General features: G+C 66.8%; 15 protein-coding genes and 1 pseudogene. 8 read left to right on the plus strand and 8 right to left on the minus strand.

Annotated elements, in window-relative coordinates:
* Entirely contained in the window at positions 1 to 2,283 is a 2,283-nt protein-coding gene (locus ACIQ42_RS00450) for a tetratricopeptide repeat protein (protein WP_397420260.1), read from the minus strand.
* A 134-nt stretch (positions 2,284 to 2,417) separates the two neighbouring features.
* Here ACIQ42_RS00450 and purD point away from each other — a divergent pair, with 134 nt between their 5' ends.
* From purD to ACIQ42_RS00465, 3 genes are all read left to right on the plus strand, one after another.
* On the plus strand, positions 2,418 to 3,683 hold the full coding sequence (gene purD, locus ACIQ42_RS00455; protein WP_397420261.1) for a phosphoribosylamine--glycine ligase: 1,266 nt from the start codon (positions 2,418 to 2,420) through the stop codon (positions 3,681 to 3,683).
* Between the two features lie 549 nt (positions 3,684 to 4,232).
* Complete coding sequence (locus ACIQ42_RS00460; RefSeq protein WP_397420262.1) at positions 4,233 to 4,826, plus strand: hypothetical protein; 594 nt, start codon at positions 4,233 to 4,235, stop codon at positions 4,824 to 4,826.
* Entirely contained in the window at positions 4,823 to 5,263 is a 441-nt protein-coding gene (locus ACIQ42_RS00465) for a DUF4304 domain-containing protein (protein WP_397420263.1), read from the plus strand. Before ACIQ42_RS00460 ends, ACIQ42_RS00465 begins: the two co-directional genes overlap by 4 nt.
* Before the next feature lie 205 nt (positions 5,264 to 5,468).
* Here ACIQ42_RS00465 and ACIQ42_RS00470 read toward each other — a convergent pair whose 3' ends face one another.
* Positions 5,469 to 5,906: an SRPBCC domain-containing protein gene (locus tag ACIQ42_RS00470; protein ID WP_397420264.1), complete on the minus strand. Its 438-nt coding sequence runs from the start codon at positions 5,904 to 5,906 to the stop codon at positions 5,469 to 5,471.
* 68 nt (positions 5,907 to 5,974) lie between these two features.
* Between ACIQ42_RS00470 and ACIQ42_RS00475 the strand changes: the two genes are divergently transcribed.
* Both ACIQ42_RS00475 and ACIQ42_RS00480 read left to right on the plus strand, forming a co-directional pair.
* Entirely contained in the window at positions 5,975 to 7,063 is a 1,089-nt protein-coding gene (locus ACIQ42_RS00475; protein WP_397420265.1) for a phosphotransferase family protein, read from the plus strand.
* A 34-nt stretch (positions 7,064 to 7,097) separates the two neighbouring features.
* A complete protein-coding gene (locus tag ACIQ42_RS00480) occupies positions 7,098 to 7,655 on the plus strand; it encodes an arsinothricin resistance N-acetyltransferase ArsN1 family B (protein WP_397420266.1) in 558 nt (185 codons plus the stop codon).
* 49 nt (positions 7,656 to 7,704) lie between these two features.
* On the opposite strand, the pseudogene lpxK reads toward ACIQ42_RS00480, so the two are convergent.
* From lpxK to ACIQ42_RS00505, 5 genes and pseudogenes are all read right to left on the minus strand, one after another.
* A pseudogene (gene lpxK, locus ACIQ42_RS00485) lies at positions 7,705 to 8,685 on the minus strand (tetraacyldisaccharide 4'-kinase); the annotation flags it as partial.
* Positions 8,682 to 9,917 (minus strand): 3-deoxy-D-manno-octulosonic acid transferase, encoded by a 1,236-nt coding sequence (locus ACIQ42_RS00490; protein WP_397420267.1) that lies wholly within the window; start codon positions 9,915 to 9,917, stop codon positions 8,682 to 8,684. The gene ACIQ42_RS00490 and the pseudogene lpxK, both read right to left, overlap by 4 nt.
* A complete protein-coding gene (locus tag ACIQ42_RS00495) occupies positions 9,914 to 10,618 on the minus strand; it encodes a lysophospholipid acyltransferase family protein (RefSeq protein WP_397420268.1) in 705 nt (234 codons plus the stop codon). Before ACIQ42_RS00495 ends, ACIQ42_RS00490 begins: the two co-directional genes overlap by 4 nt.
* Complete coding sequence (locus ACIQ42_RS00500; protein WP_397420269.1) at positions 10,615 to 12,387, minus strand: ABC transporter ATP-binding protein; 1,773 nt, start codon at positions 12,385 to 12,387, stop codon at positions 10,615 to 10,617. The genes ACIQ42_RS00495 and ACIQ42_RS00500 overlap by 4 nt, the downstream gene beginning before the upstream one ends.
* Before the next feature lie 212 nt (positions 12,388 to 12,599).
* A complete protein-coding gene (locus tag ACIQ42_RS00505) occupies positions 12,600 to 12,860 on the minus strand; it encodes a hypothetical protein (RefSeq protein ID WP_397420270.1) in 261 nt (86 codons plus the stop codon).
* A gap of 940 nt (positions 12,861 to 13,800) precedes the next feature.
* On the opposite strand from ACIQ42_RS00505, the gene ACIQ42_RS00510 reads away from it, so the two are divergent.
* From ACIQ42_RS00510 to ACIQ42_RS00520, 3 genes are all read left to right on the plus strand, one after another.
* The gene (locus tag ACIQ42_RS00510) at positions 13,801 to 14,484 is read left to right on the plus strand and encodes a protein tyrosine phosphatase (protein WP_397420271.1); all 684 of its coding nucleotides are present in this window, start codon (positions 13,801 to 13,803) and stop codon (positions 14,482 to 14,484) included.
* A gap of 148 nt (positions 14,485 to 14,632) precedes the next feature.
* Entirely contained in the window at positions 14,633 to 14,983 is a 351-nt protein-coding gene (locus ACIQ42_RS00515) for an endonuclease domain-containing protein (protein WP_397420272.1), read from the plus strand.
* Between the two features lie 204 nt (positions 14,984 to 15,187).
* The gene (locus ACIQ42_RS00520; RefSeq protein WP_397420273.1) at positions 15,188 to 16,171 is read left to right on the plus strand and encodes an NADP-dependent oxidoreductase; all 984 of its coding nucleotides are present in this window, start codon (positions 15,188 to 15,190) and stop codon (positions 16,169 to 16,171) included.
* A 201-nt stretch (positions 16,172 to 16,372) separates the two neighbouring features.
* On the opposite strand, the gene ACIQ42_RS00525 is transcribed toward ACIQ42_RS00520, so the two are convergent.
* Positions 16,373 to 16,714: alpha/beta hydrolase (locus tag ACIQ42_RS00525; RefSeq protein WP_397420274.1), on the minus strand; the 342-nt coding region annotated here is incomplete at its 5' end.

Raw genomic sequence — 16,714 nt, forward strand, 5'->3', positions numbered from 1 at the left:
TCAGCCGGCGGGTCGCACCGTGCGGTAGATCATGTCGTAGAAATCCCGGGCGAACTGGTCAGTCTGACCCAGCGGCCCGTTGCGCATCCGGTCCCGCAGCGAGCCACGCAGTTCCAGCCGGCGTTCGCGGTTTCCTGCCAGCGCCACGGCGGCCGCCAGATAGTCGTCCAGGGTGTTCACGGCCAGGTCGCCGATCCCGCTGTTGGTCATGATCGAGGCGCTGAGGCGCTCATAGAAGGCCGGACCGATCAGGCTGATCAACGGCACGCCCATCCACAGTGTCTCCGCTGTGGTGGTGCCGCCGGTCAAGGGGAACGGGTCCAGCGTGATGTCCACCTCGTTGTAGAACGGCATGTGAGCGCCCCGGATCACATGGAAGATCACGCGGTCGGCTGAAACGCCCTCGGCCGCGAACTGGCGCAGGATATTGGCGCGGAAGCTCTCGCCGCTGCCTTCCGGGCGAATGAAGGCGAACTTCGAGCCGGGTGTTGCGGCCACCACGCGCGCCCACATCTGCAGGACCTCCCGGGTGTACTTGTGCGGATTGTTCGCGGTGCCATAGGTGATGAACCCGTTCCGAAGCTCCGGCGCCTCCTTGATCTCCACGGTATTGGAGAAGAACCGCGACCCCAGCGCGATCCAGCTCTTCGGCATCATCAGGGGCTTTTCGACCAGCAGCTCACGCTCCGGCGGCACCGTGATCGGATCGCAGACCAGATAGTCGATCGCCTCCAGTCCTGCGGAGTGCGGATAGCCCAGCCAGCTCGCCTGCACCGGCGCGGGCTTGTAGGCCATCACCTCCAGCTTGTTCATGTGCGTGGAGCCGCCCAGTTCGATCAGCATATCCAGCTGATCCTCGGCGATCTTCTCGGCGGCGCCGGCCACGGAGATGTCCGGCCACCAGCGGTACGCCGTCACCCGCTCGGTGATGTGGCGTTGGGCTGCGTCTTCCTGGCCGGTATAAAACGAATAGACGAACACCTCGAACCGCTCGTGATCCACGTGGTCAAACAGGGGCAGGGCGAAGTAGCCCACCGGGTGTTGCCGCAGATCCGATGACATGAAGCCCAGGCGGACCTTGCCGCCGGGTGACCGCGGCGGAGGTCGCTTGATCGGCCGCCGGGATGCGGGAACTTCCACCCCGCGTCCCCAGATGCGGTGCTGCTCGAGCAGTTCCCGACGATCCTCATCGGTCCGAACCCGCGCCAGTTGCTTCAGCAGCGCCGTATGACGCCCGCTGCCCGCCCAGCCGCGCCCCAGCGTCCGGAAGTCCCCCACCTGGTCCAGGCCGTCGAAGTCGCACACCCGGATCATGATCTCGCACAGGATCTTGGTGACGCTTTCGGTGAACTCGGCGCTGCGGTGAAGGATGGTCTTGGCGAGCTGATAGCCTTCCTCGATATGGCCGCCCTCGTCGCCGCTACGGGTGCGCTCCAGGCTCTCGATCAGGGCCGTGACATATTCGATCCGGCCGGGATCCAGGGCGATGGCGCGGCGCAACAGCACATTGCCCGCTGCCCGGTCCTGCTCCGAGACCATGATGCCCAGCTGGTGATGCACCCAGGCCGCGTCCGGCTGGGCGGCCATCACCTCGCGGGCGAAGGCCTCGGCGCGCGCCACCTGACCGGTGCGGCGCAGCACCATGGTCTTGCCTTCCAGCAAGCGCGCATTGCCGGGATTGGCGGCAATGGCCCTGTCGAGCTGGGCTTCGGCGTCTGCGGTGCGGTGCTCCTCGCCCAGGATGCCCACCATATCCAGCCAGGCGTCGATCAAGCCCGGCTGCACCGTCACCGCCTGCCGGAACCGCACCAGCGCCGGCTCCAGCTTGTTCTGCTTGTGCAGGGCGCGCGCCAGCTGGCGCTGGTACTCCCCGTTGCGCGGATCGATCCGGACCAGCCGGCTGAACACACCCTCCGCCTTCGCGCCTTCGTTCAGGTCCAGCAGGACATTGCCGTAGTTCTGCAGGCCGCCCAGGTTCTTGGGCGAGACCCGCGTGGCCAGCTCCAGCGCCGCCAGCGCTTCGGGCAGGCGCTTCAGTTTGCGCAGATTGACGCCGCGCACATTCAGCAGGTCAAAGTCGCGCGGAAAGCGCTCCAGCCCCCTGGCCCCAAAGGCCGCGCCCTCGTCGTAGCGTCCGGCCTGATAGAGATGCACCGTGAGCGTGCGATATACCTGCACAGGCCGCGCGGGGTCGTCGCCGACGGCCGCGATCATGTGCCCGATCGCCTCGTCCCGACGGCCGCCGTTCAGGGCCGCCTGCGCCGCCGCCAACCGATCACTCATGCGCTGGTTATCCTTGTGGCACCCATAGGCCACGACTTACGGCGCGCGCCGCGTCGCTTCAACGCCTTGATTGGGGTGGGTGCGGACAAGGCGCGCCTTGACCCCACAGGGCAGCCACGCCAAAGCCGCGTCCCATGAACATCCTGCTTGTTGGCTCGGGCGGCCGCGAACACGCGCTCGCCTGGAAGATCGCCGCCTCGCCTCTGGTGACCCGGATCGTCGCTGCGCCCGGAAATCCCGGCATGGCCGAGCACTGCGAACTGCGGGCCGTCGCCGCCACGGATGTGTGCGGCCTGCTGCAGCTGGCCCGCGAGATCGCCGCCGATCTTGTGGTGATCGGCCCGGAAACCTCGGTCGAGGCGGGGCTGGCCGATGCGCTGGCCGAGGCGGGGATCCCCTGTTTCGGGCCGACCGCGCAGGCGGGCCAGCTGGAATCCTCCAAGGCCTTCACCAAGGCCTTCTGCGACCGCCACGGCCTGCCCACCGGCGCCTATGCGATCTGCGAAACGGCCGCCGAGGCCAGGGCGTCACTGGCCCGGTTCACCCCGCCCTATGTGATCAAGGCCGATGGCCTGGCCGCCGGCAAGGGCGTGGTCGTCACGCCCGATCTGGCCGAGGCGGAGGCCGCCATCGACGACGCCTTCGGCGGCCGGTTCGGCGCCGCCGGCGCGCGGGTGGTGATCGAGGAATTCCTGGAGGGCGAAATCGGCTCGCTGTTCGCGCTCTCCGACGGCAAGACGGCCATGATGTTCGGCTGGGCCCAGGACCACAAGCGCGCCTTCGACGGCGACCAGGGCCCCAACACCGGCGGCATGGGCACCTATTCGCCGGCCCCGGTGTTCACGCCGCAGCTGGTGGAGCAGGTGCGCACGCGCCTGGCCGAACCCGCCTTTGCCGGCATTGCGCGGGATGGCGCACCCTATCGCGGCGTGTTGTTCGTGGAACTGATGGCCACCCGGGATGGCCCGAAACTGGTGGAGTTCAACGTCCGGTTCGGCGACCCGGAGTGTCAGGTGCTGATGCTGCGGCTGGAGAGCGACCTCGTACCCTACCTCCTGGCCTGCGCCACGGGCACACTGGCCGACCTGCCCCCGCCGGTCTGGCGCGACGAGGCGGCGGTCTGCGTGGTGCTGGCGGCCGAGGGTTATCCAGGCACGCCGCGCGCCGGTGGCGAGATCCGGATTCCGATGGAGCTGGGCGAGGGTGTAGCCGTCTTCCACGCCGGTACGCGCCGAGACGAGGCAGGCGTCCTGCGCGCCGCCGGAGGCCGGGTGCTCAACGTCTGTGCGCGGGGGCCGACGCTGCAGGCGGCCCGCGACCGGGCCTACGCTGCGGTGGATGCGATCGATTTCCCCGACGGGTTCTGTCGCCGGGACATCGGTTGGCGCGCGCTGGGGTAGGGGCTTTATCTTCATCCCTCGGGGGTCGAAGGCGATCTTGAGCCCGGGGGGCTCGCGAGCACCGCAGCGGACCGCCCGAAGGGTGATGGAGGAAGCTTCCTTCACAAGGCTTGAGGCGTAACCGTCAATCATCCCGAGCGCCGCCTCGAGACCCCCGAACACCAGGGGGGCCAGGAACCTGAGCGTCCGGACGCCGCGCTGGGCAGGCCACGCAGAGAGACCACCGATCGTCAGGAGTTCAGGGCTCGATAGACATCATTGCAGCGTCAAATGTTCTTGTTTTGTTCTTGACATTCTGACTGTCCTGGGGGAGATTTGGCCTTGCGGCTTTCGCGCCGGGCAATCTGACGCCCGCAGCGCTGGCCGCCTCATTCGTATCGTCAACTTGGGGGCAGAATGGCAGAATCTGGTTCATACGCTCGTGGTGGGCAGGCGCGCAGCGTACCCGATACGCTGGCGGGTCCGTACGCGAAGATGGTGGCTGCACAGCGGAGCTATAACGCGAAGCAAGCCACCGATATTGCGGCGCGTAGGTCTGGCCCGGACAGATTGCGCCCGGTTTCGGCCCCGGTCCGGACGGCGCCCATAGCGCCGCTGGCCGACCGGATGTATCGCCCACCGGCTGACGACCTTGTTGAACTGCGCCGGCAGCAGGCGGCGTTTCAGGAGACGAAACGCGCGATCAGTCGTGACAACGCCTGGATGGCCGTCCCGGCCCTGGCGCCTGTCGCGGTCGTCGCCGGGTTGGAGGCAGCGGGCGCTTTGGCGACGCGTCTTGCTCCCGAAGCGATAAAGCGTGCTCCGTTCCAGTTCACGAAGCAGGATCCCTATTTGCGGGTCGGCGACAACTACGCAACACGCGCCGGGCGTCGGGCCCATGCGGAATTGAAGAGGCGCGTGGAGGACAAATTGAACTGGGAGCCGGATGCAGATCTTCCACTCAATGACGGGCGTGTCGTGAGGCCTGATGTCCGCACGCCGCTGAGAATGCGACCGAAGGGTGACAAGCCCCGTCCCTATCAGATGGAACTCAAACCCGATACGGTGACAGGCCGCAAAGCCGCAGCCAAGGCCGTCAAGATGTACTCGAGCACCGGCGTCAAGACCCGCGCCATCTTCTACGATCCGAAGAAGTATCGATGACCCGCCTTTCCTACACGAGGGCGCTGGACAACCTGTTGCTTCCGCTAGGCTTTGAGCGCCAGAAAAACATGTGGACGCGTGTCTCGGGCGACATTGTAGAACAACTCAACCTTAAAAAGAGTTGGGTAGATGGGTCGGTGACCGTGAACCTGTTCGCCAAGGACCGCGAGACCGAACGGATCATCAAGACGATCCCGTGCAAGCACCCGCTGTGGATCATTCAGTATGGTGTCCGGTTTCCCCAACTGATCGAAGGGTCTGATGGCCGGGACCTTTGGTGGAAGAATAATCCTGAAGGCCCGGCCGAAGTGGCCGGGCTGGCGCAGCGCTATGCATTGCCCTGGTTCGCCAGCGTGGTCTCACTCGAAGATCAAGCGCGCGAATGGTACGTTGTACCGGCTGGGCGAACTGGACGCAGCGCTGGCGCTGTTCGATGAGCCCATCCCGCGCACGGCAAATCCGGTGATGGTCGAGAAGGCCCGATGCATCGAGAGCTGGGTGAAGGCGCAAATCCAGTTGCGAGACGGCGGGCAGGGTTAGGCGCAGCCAGCCCCTGGGCCAGGATAGGTGCCGGGGCGGGATTGAAGGGGGAGCGCCAGTGGCGTTAGCGTCGCTTGCGGCGTTGCGAGCGAAAGCCACAGCCTACCCCCCGCCCTCCGCCACCGCCTTCAGCGCCGGCAGCGCCACGGTGTGCCAGGCCCGCCCCATGCCGCCGCGCAGGTCCTCGCTGTCCCAGGCGTCGAACTGGTCCCAGCCGGAATGCGTCAGGCGCACGTGGGTGCCGCCGGGAATCCGGCGCAGACGCAGTTCCACCCAGGTATCGGGAATGTCAGGCACGCCCCAGCTGAAGGTCAGGCGCCGGGGCGCATCCAGCACCTCGATCCGGCAGGCGATGGCGCCGGTGACGTCGTCCGCCGTCCGCAACGCCCGGTCCGGCTGCAGGTAAAACACATGTCCCGCCGCCGGCTGGAACCGCAGGCAGCCCATCCATTGCGTCACTAGCTCCGGCCGCGTCAGCGCCTGCCACACCTGTTCGCGCGGGGCGGCGATCTCGATGATGGACAGGACGTCGTCGACCATGCCTTGCTCCGGGGCCGGGCGCTTCTGTAGAAGACTTCAAACAAACGTACGAGAGGCAGGGAAACGCCATGGCCGATGCAGACGCCGAAGCCCTCGCCGCCGAGCAGGCGCGCGAACAGGCCAACACGGGCACCAAGGAGGTGGCCGAGAGCCATCGCTTCGATGAGGCCGCCCTGATCGCCTGGATGCAGGCCAACGTCGAGGGCTTCTCCGGGCCGCTGGAGGTCCGCCAGTTCAAGGGTGGCCAGTCCAATCCCACCTATCAGCTGATCACCCCGGGCAAGAAATACGTCCTGCGCCGCAAGCCGCCCGGCAAACTGCTGCCCTCGGCGCATGCGGTGGACCGGGAGTTCAAGGTGATCTCGGCGCTCTACCCCACCGGCTTCCCGGTGGCGAAGCCCTACGGCCTGTGCACCGACGACAGCATCATCGGCACCTGGTTCTACATCATGGACATGGTGGAAGGCCGGATCCTTTGGGACCAGAGCCTGCCGCAGTACCAACCCGCCGAGCGCAACGCGATCTTCAAGGCCAAGATCAAGACGCTCGCCGACCTGCACAACACCGACTACGAGGCCGTGGGCCTTGGCGACTACGGCAAGCCCGGCAACTACATGGGCCGCCAGGTCGACCGCTGGACCAAGCAGTACAAGGCCTCCGAGACCGTCCACATCCCCGAGGTCGAGCGCCTGATCAAGTGGCTGCCGCAAAGCCTGCCGGTGCAGGACCGCACCTCGGTGGTCCACGGCGACTACCGCCTCGACAACATGATCTTCCACCCTACCGAATCGCGCGTGACGGCGGTGCTGGACTGGGAACTCGGCACCCTGGGCGATCCCATGGCGGATTTCACCTATGTGCTGATGGGCTGGGTGAACGGCACCATCTCCACCATCCCGGATCTCAAGGCCCATGGCATCCCCACGATCGAGGAGGCGGTGGAGCACTACTGCGCCATCACCGGGCGGTCGGGGATCAAGGACCTCAACTGGTTCTTCGCCTACAACGCCTTCCGTCTGGTCGGCATCCTGCAGGGGATCCTCGGCCGGGTGCGCGACGGCACCGCCAACCACCCGGACGCCGCCAACATGGCGCCCCGCGTGCTGGGCCTGGCCGAGATGAGCTGGGCCTACGCGAAGAAGGCGGGGGCGAGTTAGGCTCGCGCTTGAATTCTTCCCGGACGGCGGCGCAATGGCACGGATCAGGACTGCATCGGCGGCGGACGCACCGGCCATAGCGGCGATTTACGCGCCCTATGTCCTTGAGACCGTAATCTCATTCGAAGAGACCCCTCCGTCAGTGGATGAAATGGGAGAGCGGATCCGGTCCACGCTTCGGTCTCATCCCTTCCTGGTTTTCGAAAGCGACCGTGGCGTTGCCGCTTATGCCTACGCCAGCCCTCACGGTGGGCGCCAAGCTTACGGATGGTCGACCAATGTGAGCGTCTATGCGGAAAGCGGCTCACATCGGAGGGGCATCGGTCGCGCGTTGTATCTGGTCCTGCTCGGTTTGCTCGAACGACAGGGGTTCCACTCAGCCTTCGCGGGCATCGCCCTTCCAAACGAGAAAAGTGTCGGCCTTCATGAAGCCATGGGGTTTGAGCGGCTTGGCGTCTATCGAGAGGTCGGCTTCAAGTTCGGCCAGTGGCACGACGTCGGGTATTGGAGGCGCTCCCTCAAAGGGGGGCTTCCAGACGCCGGACCAATTCCATTCACGCAGATCGGTTTCGAGACGATCGAGGACGCTTGAGGGGCGGTGGCGCAGGGGTTCCGGCTTCGAGCGCAGCGTCCAAGGTCGTCTTGAGGAGCGCCTCCAGCGCCGCCTCGTCCTCGAAGACCGCGCGCACAGGCCACGCCGCGATCCGGCCTTGCCAGGTGGCGGGGAGCCGCACCCAGTCCTTCTCGGTGGTCAACAGTCCGGCGCCGTACTGGGCGGCGCGATCAGCCAGGCGCTGGAGTATCGCCTCGTCATAGGCATGGTGGTCCGGGAAGGGCCAGAAGTCGGCCAGATCGCAGCCCGCCGCCTGCCAGGCGCGCTCGACCTTCCAAGGCTTGCCGATGCCAGCGAACCCGACCTGCGGGCCCTGCGGTGGATCGGACGCTGGGACCAGGCGGGCAATCAGGACGGGCAGGGGGCTGAACAGGCCGACGAGTTCCGCGTCCGGCGCGGCCATATCCGCGGGCAGCAGCAGGACCACCGCGTCAGCCCGCGCCAGCCCGACCTTCAACGGCTCGCGCATGGGCCCCGATGGGAAAACTCCGCTAGCGCCAAAGGGCCACTCTTCCTCGCGCGTCTCGCCATCGACGACAATGAGCGAGAGGGTCTTCTTCACCGAAGGATTCTGATGGCCGTCATCCATGACGATGATCCGGGCGCCGTCCTGCGCGGCGGCAATGGCCCCGTCGGCCCGATCGCGTGAGACCCAGACGGTCAGGTCGCGGGCCAGCATCAGCGGCTCGTCGCCCACCTCGGCGCTGGTGTGTTGCTCGGGATCGACGCAGATCGGACCAGCCTGCGATCCGCCATAACCGCGCGACAGCACCACCGCGCCCAGCCTGCGGGCGATCTCGCGCACCACCGGGGTCTTGCCGGTTCCGCCTACTGTCAGGTTGCCGACGCAGATCACCGGCACGCCCGGATCAATCGGGCGTCCGCGCGCGATGCGGCGGGCGGTGACGGCGGCCCAGATCCAACCGACCGGCGTCAGCAGCATGCGCACCACCCCGCCCGTGCCCCGTCGGCTGCGGCTGTACCACCATCGCGGCGTCGAGAGCTTCATGGCGCGAGCAACGGATCGAGCAAGGCGAGGGCCTGGTCCAGCGCCGCGCCCTGCCGACCGGCATAGGCCAGGGCGGCTTCGCTCATCCGCCGGGCGATGGCGGGATTGTCCAGCAGGCCCTGGATATGGCGGGCCAGCGCCGCGCCATCTGCGGCCTCGATGGCCGCCACCTCGGCGAACATGTCGGCGTAGACGTCGGCAGCGTTGAAGGCATAGCGGCCCGTCAGGATCGGTCGCCCGATCCGGGCGGGCTCCAGTGGATTGTGGCCGCCGATGCCGGGCACGAAGCTGCCGCCCATCACCACGATATCTGCCAGCCGGAAGAACAGACCCATTTCGCCCAGCGTGTCGGCCACATAGACCGGCGCCATCGCCTCCCCCTGGCTTCTCAAGGCGCCCCCCAGCATGGCGGCGATCTCCGGCCCCCGCTCCGGATGGCGCGGCGCCACGATCAGCACCACGCCCGGCGCAGCCTTGCGCACGGCGTTGGCGATCAACGCGTCTTCCCCCGGATGGGTGCTGGCCGCCAGCACCACCTTCCGACCGGCGATCTCGCCACGCAGACGTTCCAGTTCGGCCGGATCGGCCGGCAACGGCTCGCCGATGAGTTTTAGGTTCAGGCGCGGGCCGGTGGTCGCGCCGAGGCGGGTCAGTCGCTCCTGCGTGCCCGTATCCTGAGGCATGATCAGGTCAAAGGCCGAGACCAGAGCCCGCGCCGAGGCCGACCATCTTGACCAGCCGTTGGCGCTGGCCGCCGTCATCCGCGCCGACAGCAGGGCCAGCCGCACGCCTCGGGCGCGGGCCGCCAGGATCAGGTTGGGCCAGAGCTCGCTCTCGACAAACACGGCTGCGGTCGGCCGCCAGTGATCCAGAAAGCGGCGCACTGCGCCCGGGCCGTCCACCGGCGCGTACTGATGGATCACGCCTGCGGGAAGGCGCTGTTCCAGTAGAGCTGCGGCGGTCGTGGTGCCGCAGGTCACCAGGATCGTGAGGTCGGGCCGCCGGTGTTTCAGTGCGCTCACCAGCGGCAGCAGCGAGGTGGCTTCCCCCACGCTCACACCATGCAGCCAGACCAGCGGGCCTTCGGGCCGTGGCGCGCGGGCGCGTCCGAGCCGTTCGTTCAGGCGCGCCGGGTCTTCCTTGCCCCGCCGGGCGCGGGCGCGCAGCAGGGACGGCGCCAGCGGTTCCAGCAGGCTCATTGCGGCGCCATAAAGAGCAAGAGGCAGGCTCATTCCGGTTGTCCCACCAGCGCCTCGGCCTGTCGGGTGGCGGCGGAGAGGCGCGCGGACCAGTCCGCGATCAGGGTTTCTATCAGGGCGTCGTCGGCGTCAGACGGCACTTGCAGCGGCCCCTCCCAGACCACGGCCCCGCGCCCGAAGGGAGCTGCAAACATCACCCGGTCCCAGCTCTTGCGGCTCTGCCAGGCCGGATGGGCGGCGATGCCCATCAGGAAGACGGGCTGGCCCGACCGCCGGGCGATCTGCAGGGACCCGGCGGCGATCACCTCGTTCGGCCCGCGCGGCCCGTCAGGGCTCACCACCAGGGCGCCGCCGCCCTTCACCCAGGCCACCGCCTCACGGATCGCGCCTACCGCCTGCCGCGCCTTGGCCGCGTCTCCCGGCTTGGCGGACGAGGCGCGAATGGCGCCGAACCCCGACATGGCCAGCGCCCGGGCGATGAACTCGCCGTCCGCCGAGGGCGAGATCAGACACTTGGTCCGCTTGCGTCCCCACTGCGGCGTGGGGGCCAGGCCCAGCGGGATCCGGCCGTGCCAGAAGAGGGCTATGGCCCCGGATGACCCGGCCAGCACCGGCTCCACGCAGTCGACGTTTTCATGGCGCCAACGCACGGACTTCAGGATCAGGCGCATGTAGGTTCCCAGCAGCCAGCCCAGCACCGCCTGTACGCCGTCGCTGCGCAGGAACGCCTTCAATCCGCCGGCCCCGGCTCCAGATCCTGGCTTCGGGCCAGGCGCGCATAGAGGCCGCGCTTCTTCACCAGGCTGGCGTGGTCGCCGGTTTCCACGATCCGTCCCTTGTCCACCACATAGATCCGGTCAGCGCCGCGCACCGTGGACAGCCGATGGGCGATCAGAATGGTCGTGCGTCCGGTCATCAGACGCTTCAGCGCGGCCTGCACCTGCGCCTCGCTCTCCGTGTCCAGCGCGCTGGTGGCTTCGTCCAGCAACAGGATCGGCGCATTCTTCAGAAAGGCCCGTGCAATGGCGATCCGCTGCCGCTGGCCGCCGGAGAGGCGCGCGCCGGCCTCGCCCACCGTGGTAGCGTAGCCCTGGGCCAGACCGGCGATGAAGTCATGAGCCGCCGCCGCGCGGGCCGCCGCCTCGATCTCGCCGTCGCTGGCCGTGGGTCTGGCGTAGGCGATGTTGGCGCGGATGCTGTCGTCGAACAGGAACGGCTCCTGGGTCACGAGCGCGATCTGGTCCCGGAGCGAGGCCAGCGCCACATCGCGCACATCCTGCCCATCGATCAGCACCCGACCGGAACTTGCGTCATAGAACCGAGGGATCAGGTTCAGGATGGTGGTCTTGCCGCCGCCGGACGGTCCCACCAGGGCCACGGTTTCCCCGCGCCGGACCTCGAATGACAGGTCGCTCAGGGTGGGCGAGGCGTCATCATAGGCAAAGCCCACGGCCTCGAACCGGATCGTCGCCTGATCCAGCGCCAGCGCAGGCGCGCCGGGGCGTTCGCGGACCTCCGGCTCTACATCCAGCGCCGAGAACAGGCGCCGCGCTGCCGACATTCCCTCGGCGAACACGGTCTGCAGATTGGCGATCTGGCGCAGCGACTGGGACGCCACCCCCAGCGCCGCCATGAAGGCCACGAAGGCGCCCACGGTCATGCCGCCCTGATGGGCCCGCCAGCCGGCATAGCCGATCACGATCGCCACGATGATGGTCATGAGCAGTTCCGTGGCCGGCGCGGCCCGGGCGCGGGCGTTGGCGCCCTTGGTCAGATGCTTCTGGCGCCGCCGCACCACCTCCTCGACCCGCGCCTCCTCATAGGCCTCGCGGTTCTCCAGCTTCACCACGCGTACGCCGTCCAGGCTTTCCATGATTGCGGTGGACAGCGCCGACGTCTCGGCCATGGCGCCTTTTGCGGCCTTGGTGGTGCGCTTGGCGAACCGGCGCATGATCCAGGTGGCCACCGGCGCTACCACGATCAGCAGGATCGACATCAGCCGGTCGTTGGACACCATCACGCTGATGGCCCCGATCACGATCAGCACGTTCTGTGTGTAGTTGATCACCCCCGAGGTCGCCGCCTCGCGGATCAACCCGGCGTCATAGAGCACCGACGACACATAGCTGCCGGAATGGCGGCTTCGCAGATGCGCCAGATCGGCCCGCACCAGCCGTCCGAACAACTGCACCTGGATGTCGCCGACGACAGCGTTGCCGATCCGGTTCACCAGCGTCGCCTGAATGACCTGGGCCGCTGCGCGCGCGATGGCGTAGACCACGATGGTCAGCGGCAGGATCAGCAGGGTCCCGGGCTTGGGATTGGCCATCAGATCGTTTGTGGCCGGCTCCAGGATTTGCACCAGAAGGGTGGTGAACACCGCCGCCGCGATCGCCGCGAAAAACGCGCCCGTCCACCCCAGCCAGCGCGGCCGCAGATAGACGCCGGCCACCCGCGAGATCAGGGCTCGGGTGGAAAGCTCGGCCGGGGCGCGCTCGCTCATCAGGCTGGGTTCGGATTTTGCGAGGGCCAAGTCAAGCTTGGGCAGGGCGGATAGGTGGTTCGTTGCGAAACTGGCGTTCCAAGGGAACGTTGTGTGTGGACGCAAGCAGGCTCCGCCCACATTGCGCGACCTACGGGACGATGATCCTATGCAATATGATCAGGTCCATTCTCATTGCGAGCGTGCTCGTTTGCACGTCTTCCGGCGCGGTTTCAGCGCAGTCGTCCGCCCCGCCGCGAGAAGTTTCGCTCGCAAGTCTGATCGGCAACCCGGGAGCGCATGATGGCCAGCGGGTGAAAGTCACAGGTTTTTTCAGCGGGTGGCACTTCGAGGACTGCGGCCTCTATCTTAGCAAGGCCGACTTCGAGCAGGCGATACAGGCCAGCGCCGTGCAGGTTGATTGGCCGGGATGCCTTGATCGGCGCGCCCGTGAGTTGAATCGCCGCTATGCCGTCGTCGAAGGCGTATTCCACGCCGACCGGGGCCCTTACGTTGGAGCTTTCACGGGGGTCATCCGGGACGTAGCGTCTGCGCATCGAAATGAATCGCTCGCAGAATTCCGCCAGCGCACGGGCGCCTCTTGGTGGTATGAATACTGGATGGAAGTCACCGCGGCCGTGCTCTTCACGCTGGCATCAAGCTGGCTATCCTACGCGGTCGCTCGGTCGCGACAGGGCTAGCGAACCACCAACAACCCGGCGTAGTGCCTCTTCGGCAAGCCACGGCATTTTCGCTGGTATGTCGCAGTGCGTCGCGGGCCCTTCCAGTAGGCTCATTCTCCAGCTTGAGCAGCGTTCGGGAACCTGAGAGATACGTCGTATGGTTCTTCACGATGCGCCATCGGAAGTGCTCTTCGTTGCAACGTTTGACGCTGGTCGGTTCCCCTACAACGATGCAACGGCAGCTTCTGCGTTGATCAGCCAAGGGTGGGCAATCTCGCTCAACGCTGCTTGCTGCGTGTTGAACGAAATATGTAGGCCACCCTTCCATGATCAACGCCCAAGCAAAAGACGCCTGCGCGAGCTCCTTTCAGAGTGGCGGGCGGGCCCGCACCACCCGCTAAAATTCGCTCTTCTGCGATGCGCGAACGCTCTCATCGCTGACACGCCCCTCGGCTGGAAGGACGGTTTGCGAGTTATGTGGGCAGTCAGCGAGTACGGGGCGCAGCGCGCGGCGTTGCTGATTGCCTATTCTGCCTGCGACTGTTCGGATGCTGAAGCAGACACGGCTCTTGAAGCTGCCCGTCATGAGATAGTGGCTGCATGGGAGGCAGCCAATATCTGACCGATGCCCACGCCTTACGCCTTGCCGGACGTTACTGGTACTTCCCCCAGAACGCTGCTCCCGGTGCCCCTTGGAGAGGAGAGGGTGCCCGGACTTTCGCGTGATCGCGGCTAGGGTTACCTAGGTTCAATGATGGATGCCCCAAACAAACCCGGCTTCAACCTGACCTCCCCACTGGGTCGGGCGCAGGCGGTGGCCGACTATCTGTGGAACGACCACGCGTATCTCCGACTGGGCTTCTCCAACGCCCACTGGATCTCTGAGGAACTGGTCCGCGCCAACCAGCCCTGGCCTCACCAGCTGGCCGACTGGAAGGCGCGCGGGATCAGGACCGTGGTCAACCTGCGCGGCGGTTTCGACGCCAGCTTTCATGCTCTCGAAAAAGACGCCTGCGCGCGGCTGGGCCTGATCCTCGTCGACTTCACCATCACCTCACGCGAGGTTCCCTCACGCGAGCGGGTGCTGGGCGCGAAGGCCCTGTTCGAGACACTGGAATATCCGGCCTTCATGCACTGCAAGTCCGGCGCAGACCGGGCGGGCATCATGAGCGTGCTCTACATGCACTTTCGCAAAGGCCTGCCGATCCGCGAGGCGATGGAACAGCTCTCGTTCCGCTACCTGCACATCCGTCACGGCAAGACCGGGGTACTCGACTACACCTTCGCAAAGTACCTGACCGAAGGCGAACCGGCGGGAATGACGTTCCTCGAGTGGGTCGAAAGCCCCCTCTACGACCCCGCCGCCATGAAGGCCGAGTTCCGCACCAACATGTGGGGCAACATCCTGACCGAAAGCGTCCTGCGGCGGGAGTGATCTTCCCCTCCTGTCCGATAGAAACTGTCGGATTCAGACACTGTGGTTCGAGGCCGGTCGTTCCCTTCGCCCATTGTGGGAGAAGGTGGCAGGCGAAGCCTGACGGATGAGGGGTCGAAAATCGGGTCAGGATAGGTCACCCTGCGTCATGGTTCGCCCCACGACCGTTCCTCAGGCCCGCGCTCTGCGCCGCCAGGCGTCGGAGACCGAACGCATGCTGTGGAAGCTGCTGCGGGATCGAAAGCTGGAAGGACTGAAGTTCCGGCGACAGTTCCCACTCGGCCCCTACGTTCTGGATTTTGTCTGCCTGCGACACCGGCTGGTTATCGAGGCGGATGGCCCGTTTCACGATTCTGAACAGGATGCCGTCCGGGACGCCTGGCTGGCAGCCCAGGGCTTTCGTGTCCTGCGGTTCCCGAACACCGAGATCCAGCTCAGGGACTGGCAGGTCATTGGGCGCATTCTCGAGGTCGTCGGAGCGCCGCCATCCCGGTCATAGGCCGGTGCGACCCCTCATCCGACCGCCTGCGGCGGCCACCTTCTCCCACAGGGGGAGAAGGGCATGGGCGGCCTCTATAACTTGCTGACAATTCGCCGGGATGAGCGGTGTTGGGCGGACCCTCGCCGTGTTCCTGCAAACCCGCTACACCTGCCGCGAACACATCAGGCGCGGCCCAACGCGCCCTCAAGGGAGTCTCGACACATGACCGCCAGCCGCCAGATCCACCTCGTCCGCCGCCCCTCCGGCGTTCCCGTCGTCGAGGACTTCGCCGTGGTCGAGGTCGACACCCCGGATGCCGCCGAGGGTGAGGTCCAGGTCCAGAACGTGCTGATGTCGGTCGACCCCTACATGCGGCCCCGCCTGACCGCTGACCAGCCGCTGGACGCCCCCATGCTGGGCGGCGGCATCGGCCGGATTGTCCAGTCCCGTAATCCTCGCTTCAAGGAAGGCGATCTGGTCCGCCACGGCGCCGGCATGCAGGAGCGCTTCAATTCCGACGGCAAGGGTCTGCAGGTGCTGACCCCCGACCCGGCGCTGTCGCTCAGCGTCTACATGCATGCGCTCGGCGGCACCGGCATCACGGCCTATGGCGGCCTGCTGGAAACCGGCGCCTTGAAGGACGGCGAGCAGGTGTTCGTCTCCACCGCCGGCGGCGCGGTTGGGTCCGTCGTCGCCCAGATCGCCAAGATCAAGGGCTGCTATGTGGGGGGCTCCACGGGCGCCGACGACAAGGCCGCCTGGCTGCGCGACGAGGTCGGCCTCGACGCCGTCGTCAACTACAAGACCACCCCGCTCACCAAGGTCCTGCGCGAGGCGATGCCCAAGGGCATCGACGTCTATTTCGAAAACGTCGGCGGCGGTCATCTGGACGCCGTCCTGCCCCGCATGAACCAGCGCGGACGCGTCGCCGTTTGCGGCATGATCTCCACCTACAACGGCGGCGGCGAGGGCGTGCGCAACCTCTCGACCATGATCTACAGCCGGATCCGCATGGAAGGCTTCGTGGCCAGCGACTTCCCGCACCTGCAGGCGGCCTTCGTCAGCGACATGACCGGCTGGCTGAAGGACGGCCGCATCAAGTATCAGGAGACCATCCTGGACGGCTTCGAGCGCGCGCCGGAGGGCCTGATCGGCCTCTTCTCCGGGCTCAACAGCGGCAAGATGCTGATCCGCGTTTCGGCGTAGCGCTTAGCCGGGCTGACTGCACCCCACCCCAAATCCGCTCATCCCGGCGAATGCCGGGACCCAGATGGAATAGCGCACAGGCGGGTGCGACCTGCGCGGCGGTCTTCCAAACCACCGCTGAGCTCTGCGATCTGGGTCCCGGCATTCGCCAGGATGAGCGGTGGTGGGGGATGTCAGAGCGAGTGGATTGTGCTCCAGGCGTCAGGTTCCGGCCACCGGCCTCGACAGCCGGTGCGCCAGGAACGTCGCGCCCAGCCTAAGTCCCATCTCGTCGATGCTGTGCCCCAGCCTTGGCGAGACGTGGGTCACGACATCCAGGCCGGCCGCCTCCAGCCCCTCTTTGGCCCTGGGCAGCGAGGCTACCGGCAGCACCTCATCGGCGTCGCCGTGGATCAGCAGCACCGGTGGCCGGGTGACGACCTCGACCGTCAGTTCGTCCGGGTCGGCCAACATGCCCGAGAAGCCCACGATCCCGGCCAGCGCCTGCGCCCGGCGCGGCCCCACATGCAGCGCCATCATCGTTCCCTGGCTGAACCCCACCAG

The sequence above is a fragment of the Phenylobacterium sp. genome (assembly GCF_044372605.1).
Classification (GTDB): Bacteria; Pseudomonadota; Alphaproteobacteria; order Caulobacterales; family Caulobacteraceae; genus Phenylobacterium.

Bases quoted from the DNA above. Each gene is read 5' to 3' on its own strand.
- ACIQ42_RS00500 (WP_397420269.1), bottom strand. From the start codon at position 12,387: ATGAGCGAGCGCGCCCCGGCCGAGCTTTCCACCCGAGCCCTGATCTCG.
- purD (WP_397420261.1), top strand. From the start codon at position 2,418: ATGAACATCCTGCTTGTTGGCTCGGGCGGCCGCGAACACGCGCTCGCC.
- ACIQ42_RS00515 (WP_397420272.1), top strand. From the start codon at position 14,633: ATGGTTCGCCCCACGACCGTTCCTCAGGCCCGCGCTCTGCGCCGCCAG.
- ACIQ42_RS00475 (WP_397420265.1), top strand. From the start codon at position 5,975: ATGGCCGATGCAGACGCCGAAGCCCTCGCCGCCGAGCAGGCGCGCGAA.
- ACIQ42_RS00470 (WP_397420264.1), bottom strand. From the start codon at position 5,906: ATGGTCGACGACGTCCTGTCCATCATCGAGATCGCCGCCCCGCGCGAA.
- ACIQ42_RS00480 (WP_397420266.1), top strand. From the start codon at position 7,098: ATGGCACGGATCAGGACTGCATCGGCGGCGGACGCACCGGCCATAGCG.
- ACIQ42_RS00490 (WP_397420267.1), bottom strand. From the start codon at position 9,917: ATGAGCCTGCCTCTTGCTCTTTATGGCGCCGCAATGAGCCTGCTGGAA.
- ACIQ42_RS00450 (WP_397420260.1), bottom strand. From the start codon at position 2,283: ATGAGTGATCGGTTGGCGGCGGCGCAGGCGGCCCTGAACGGCGGCCGT.
- ACIQ42_RS00465 (WP_397420263.1), top strand. From the start codon at position 4,823: ATGACCCGCCTTTCCTACACGAGGGCGCTGGACAACCTGTTGCTTCCG.
- ACIQ42_RS00520 (WP_397420273.1), top strand. From the start codon at position 15,188: ATGACCGCCAGCCGCCAGATCCACCTCGTCCGCCGCCCCTCCGGCGTT.
- ACIQ42_RS00510 (WP_397420271.1), top strand. From the start codon at position 13,801: ATGATGGATGCCCCAAACAAACCCGGCTTCAACCTGACCTCCCCACTG.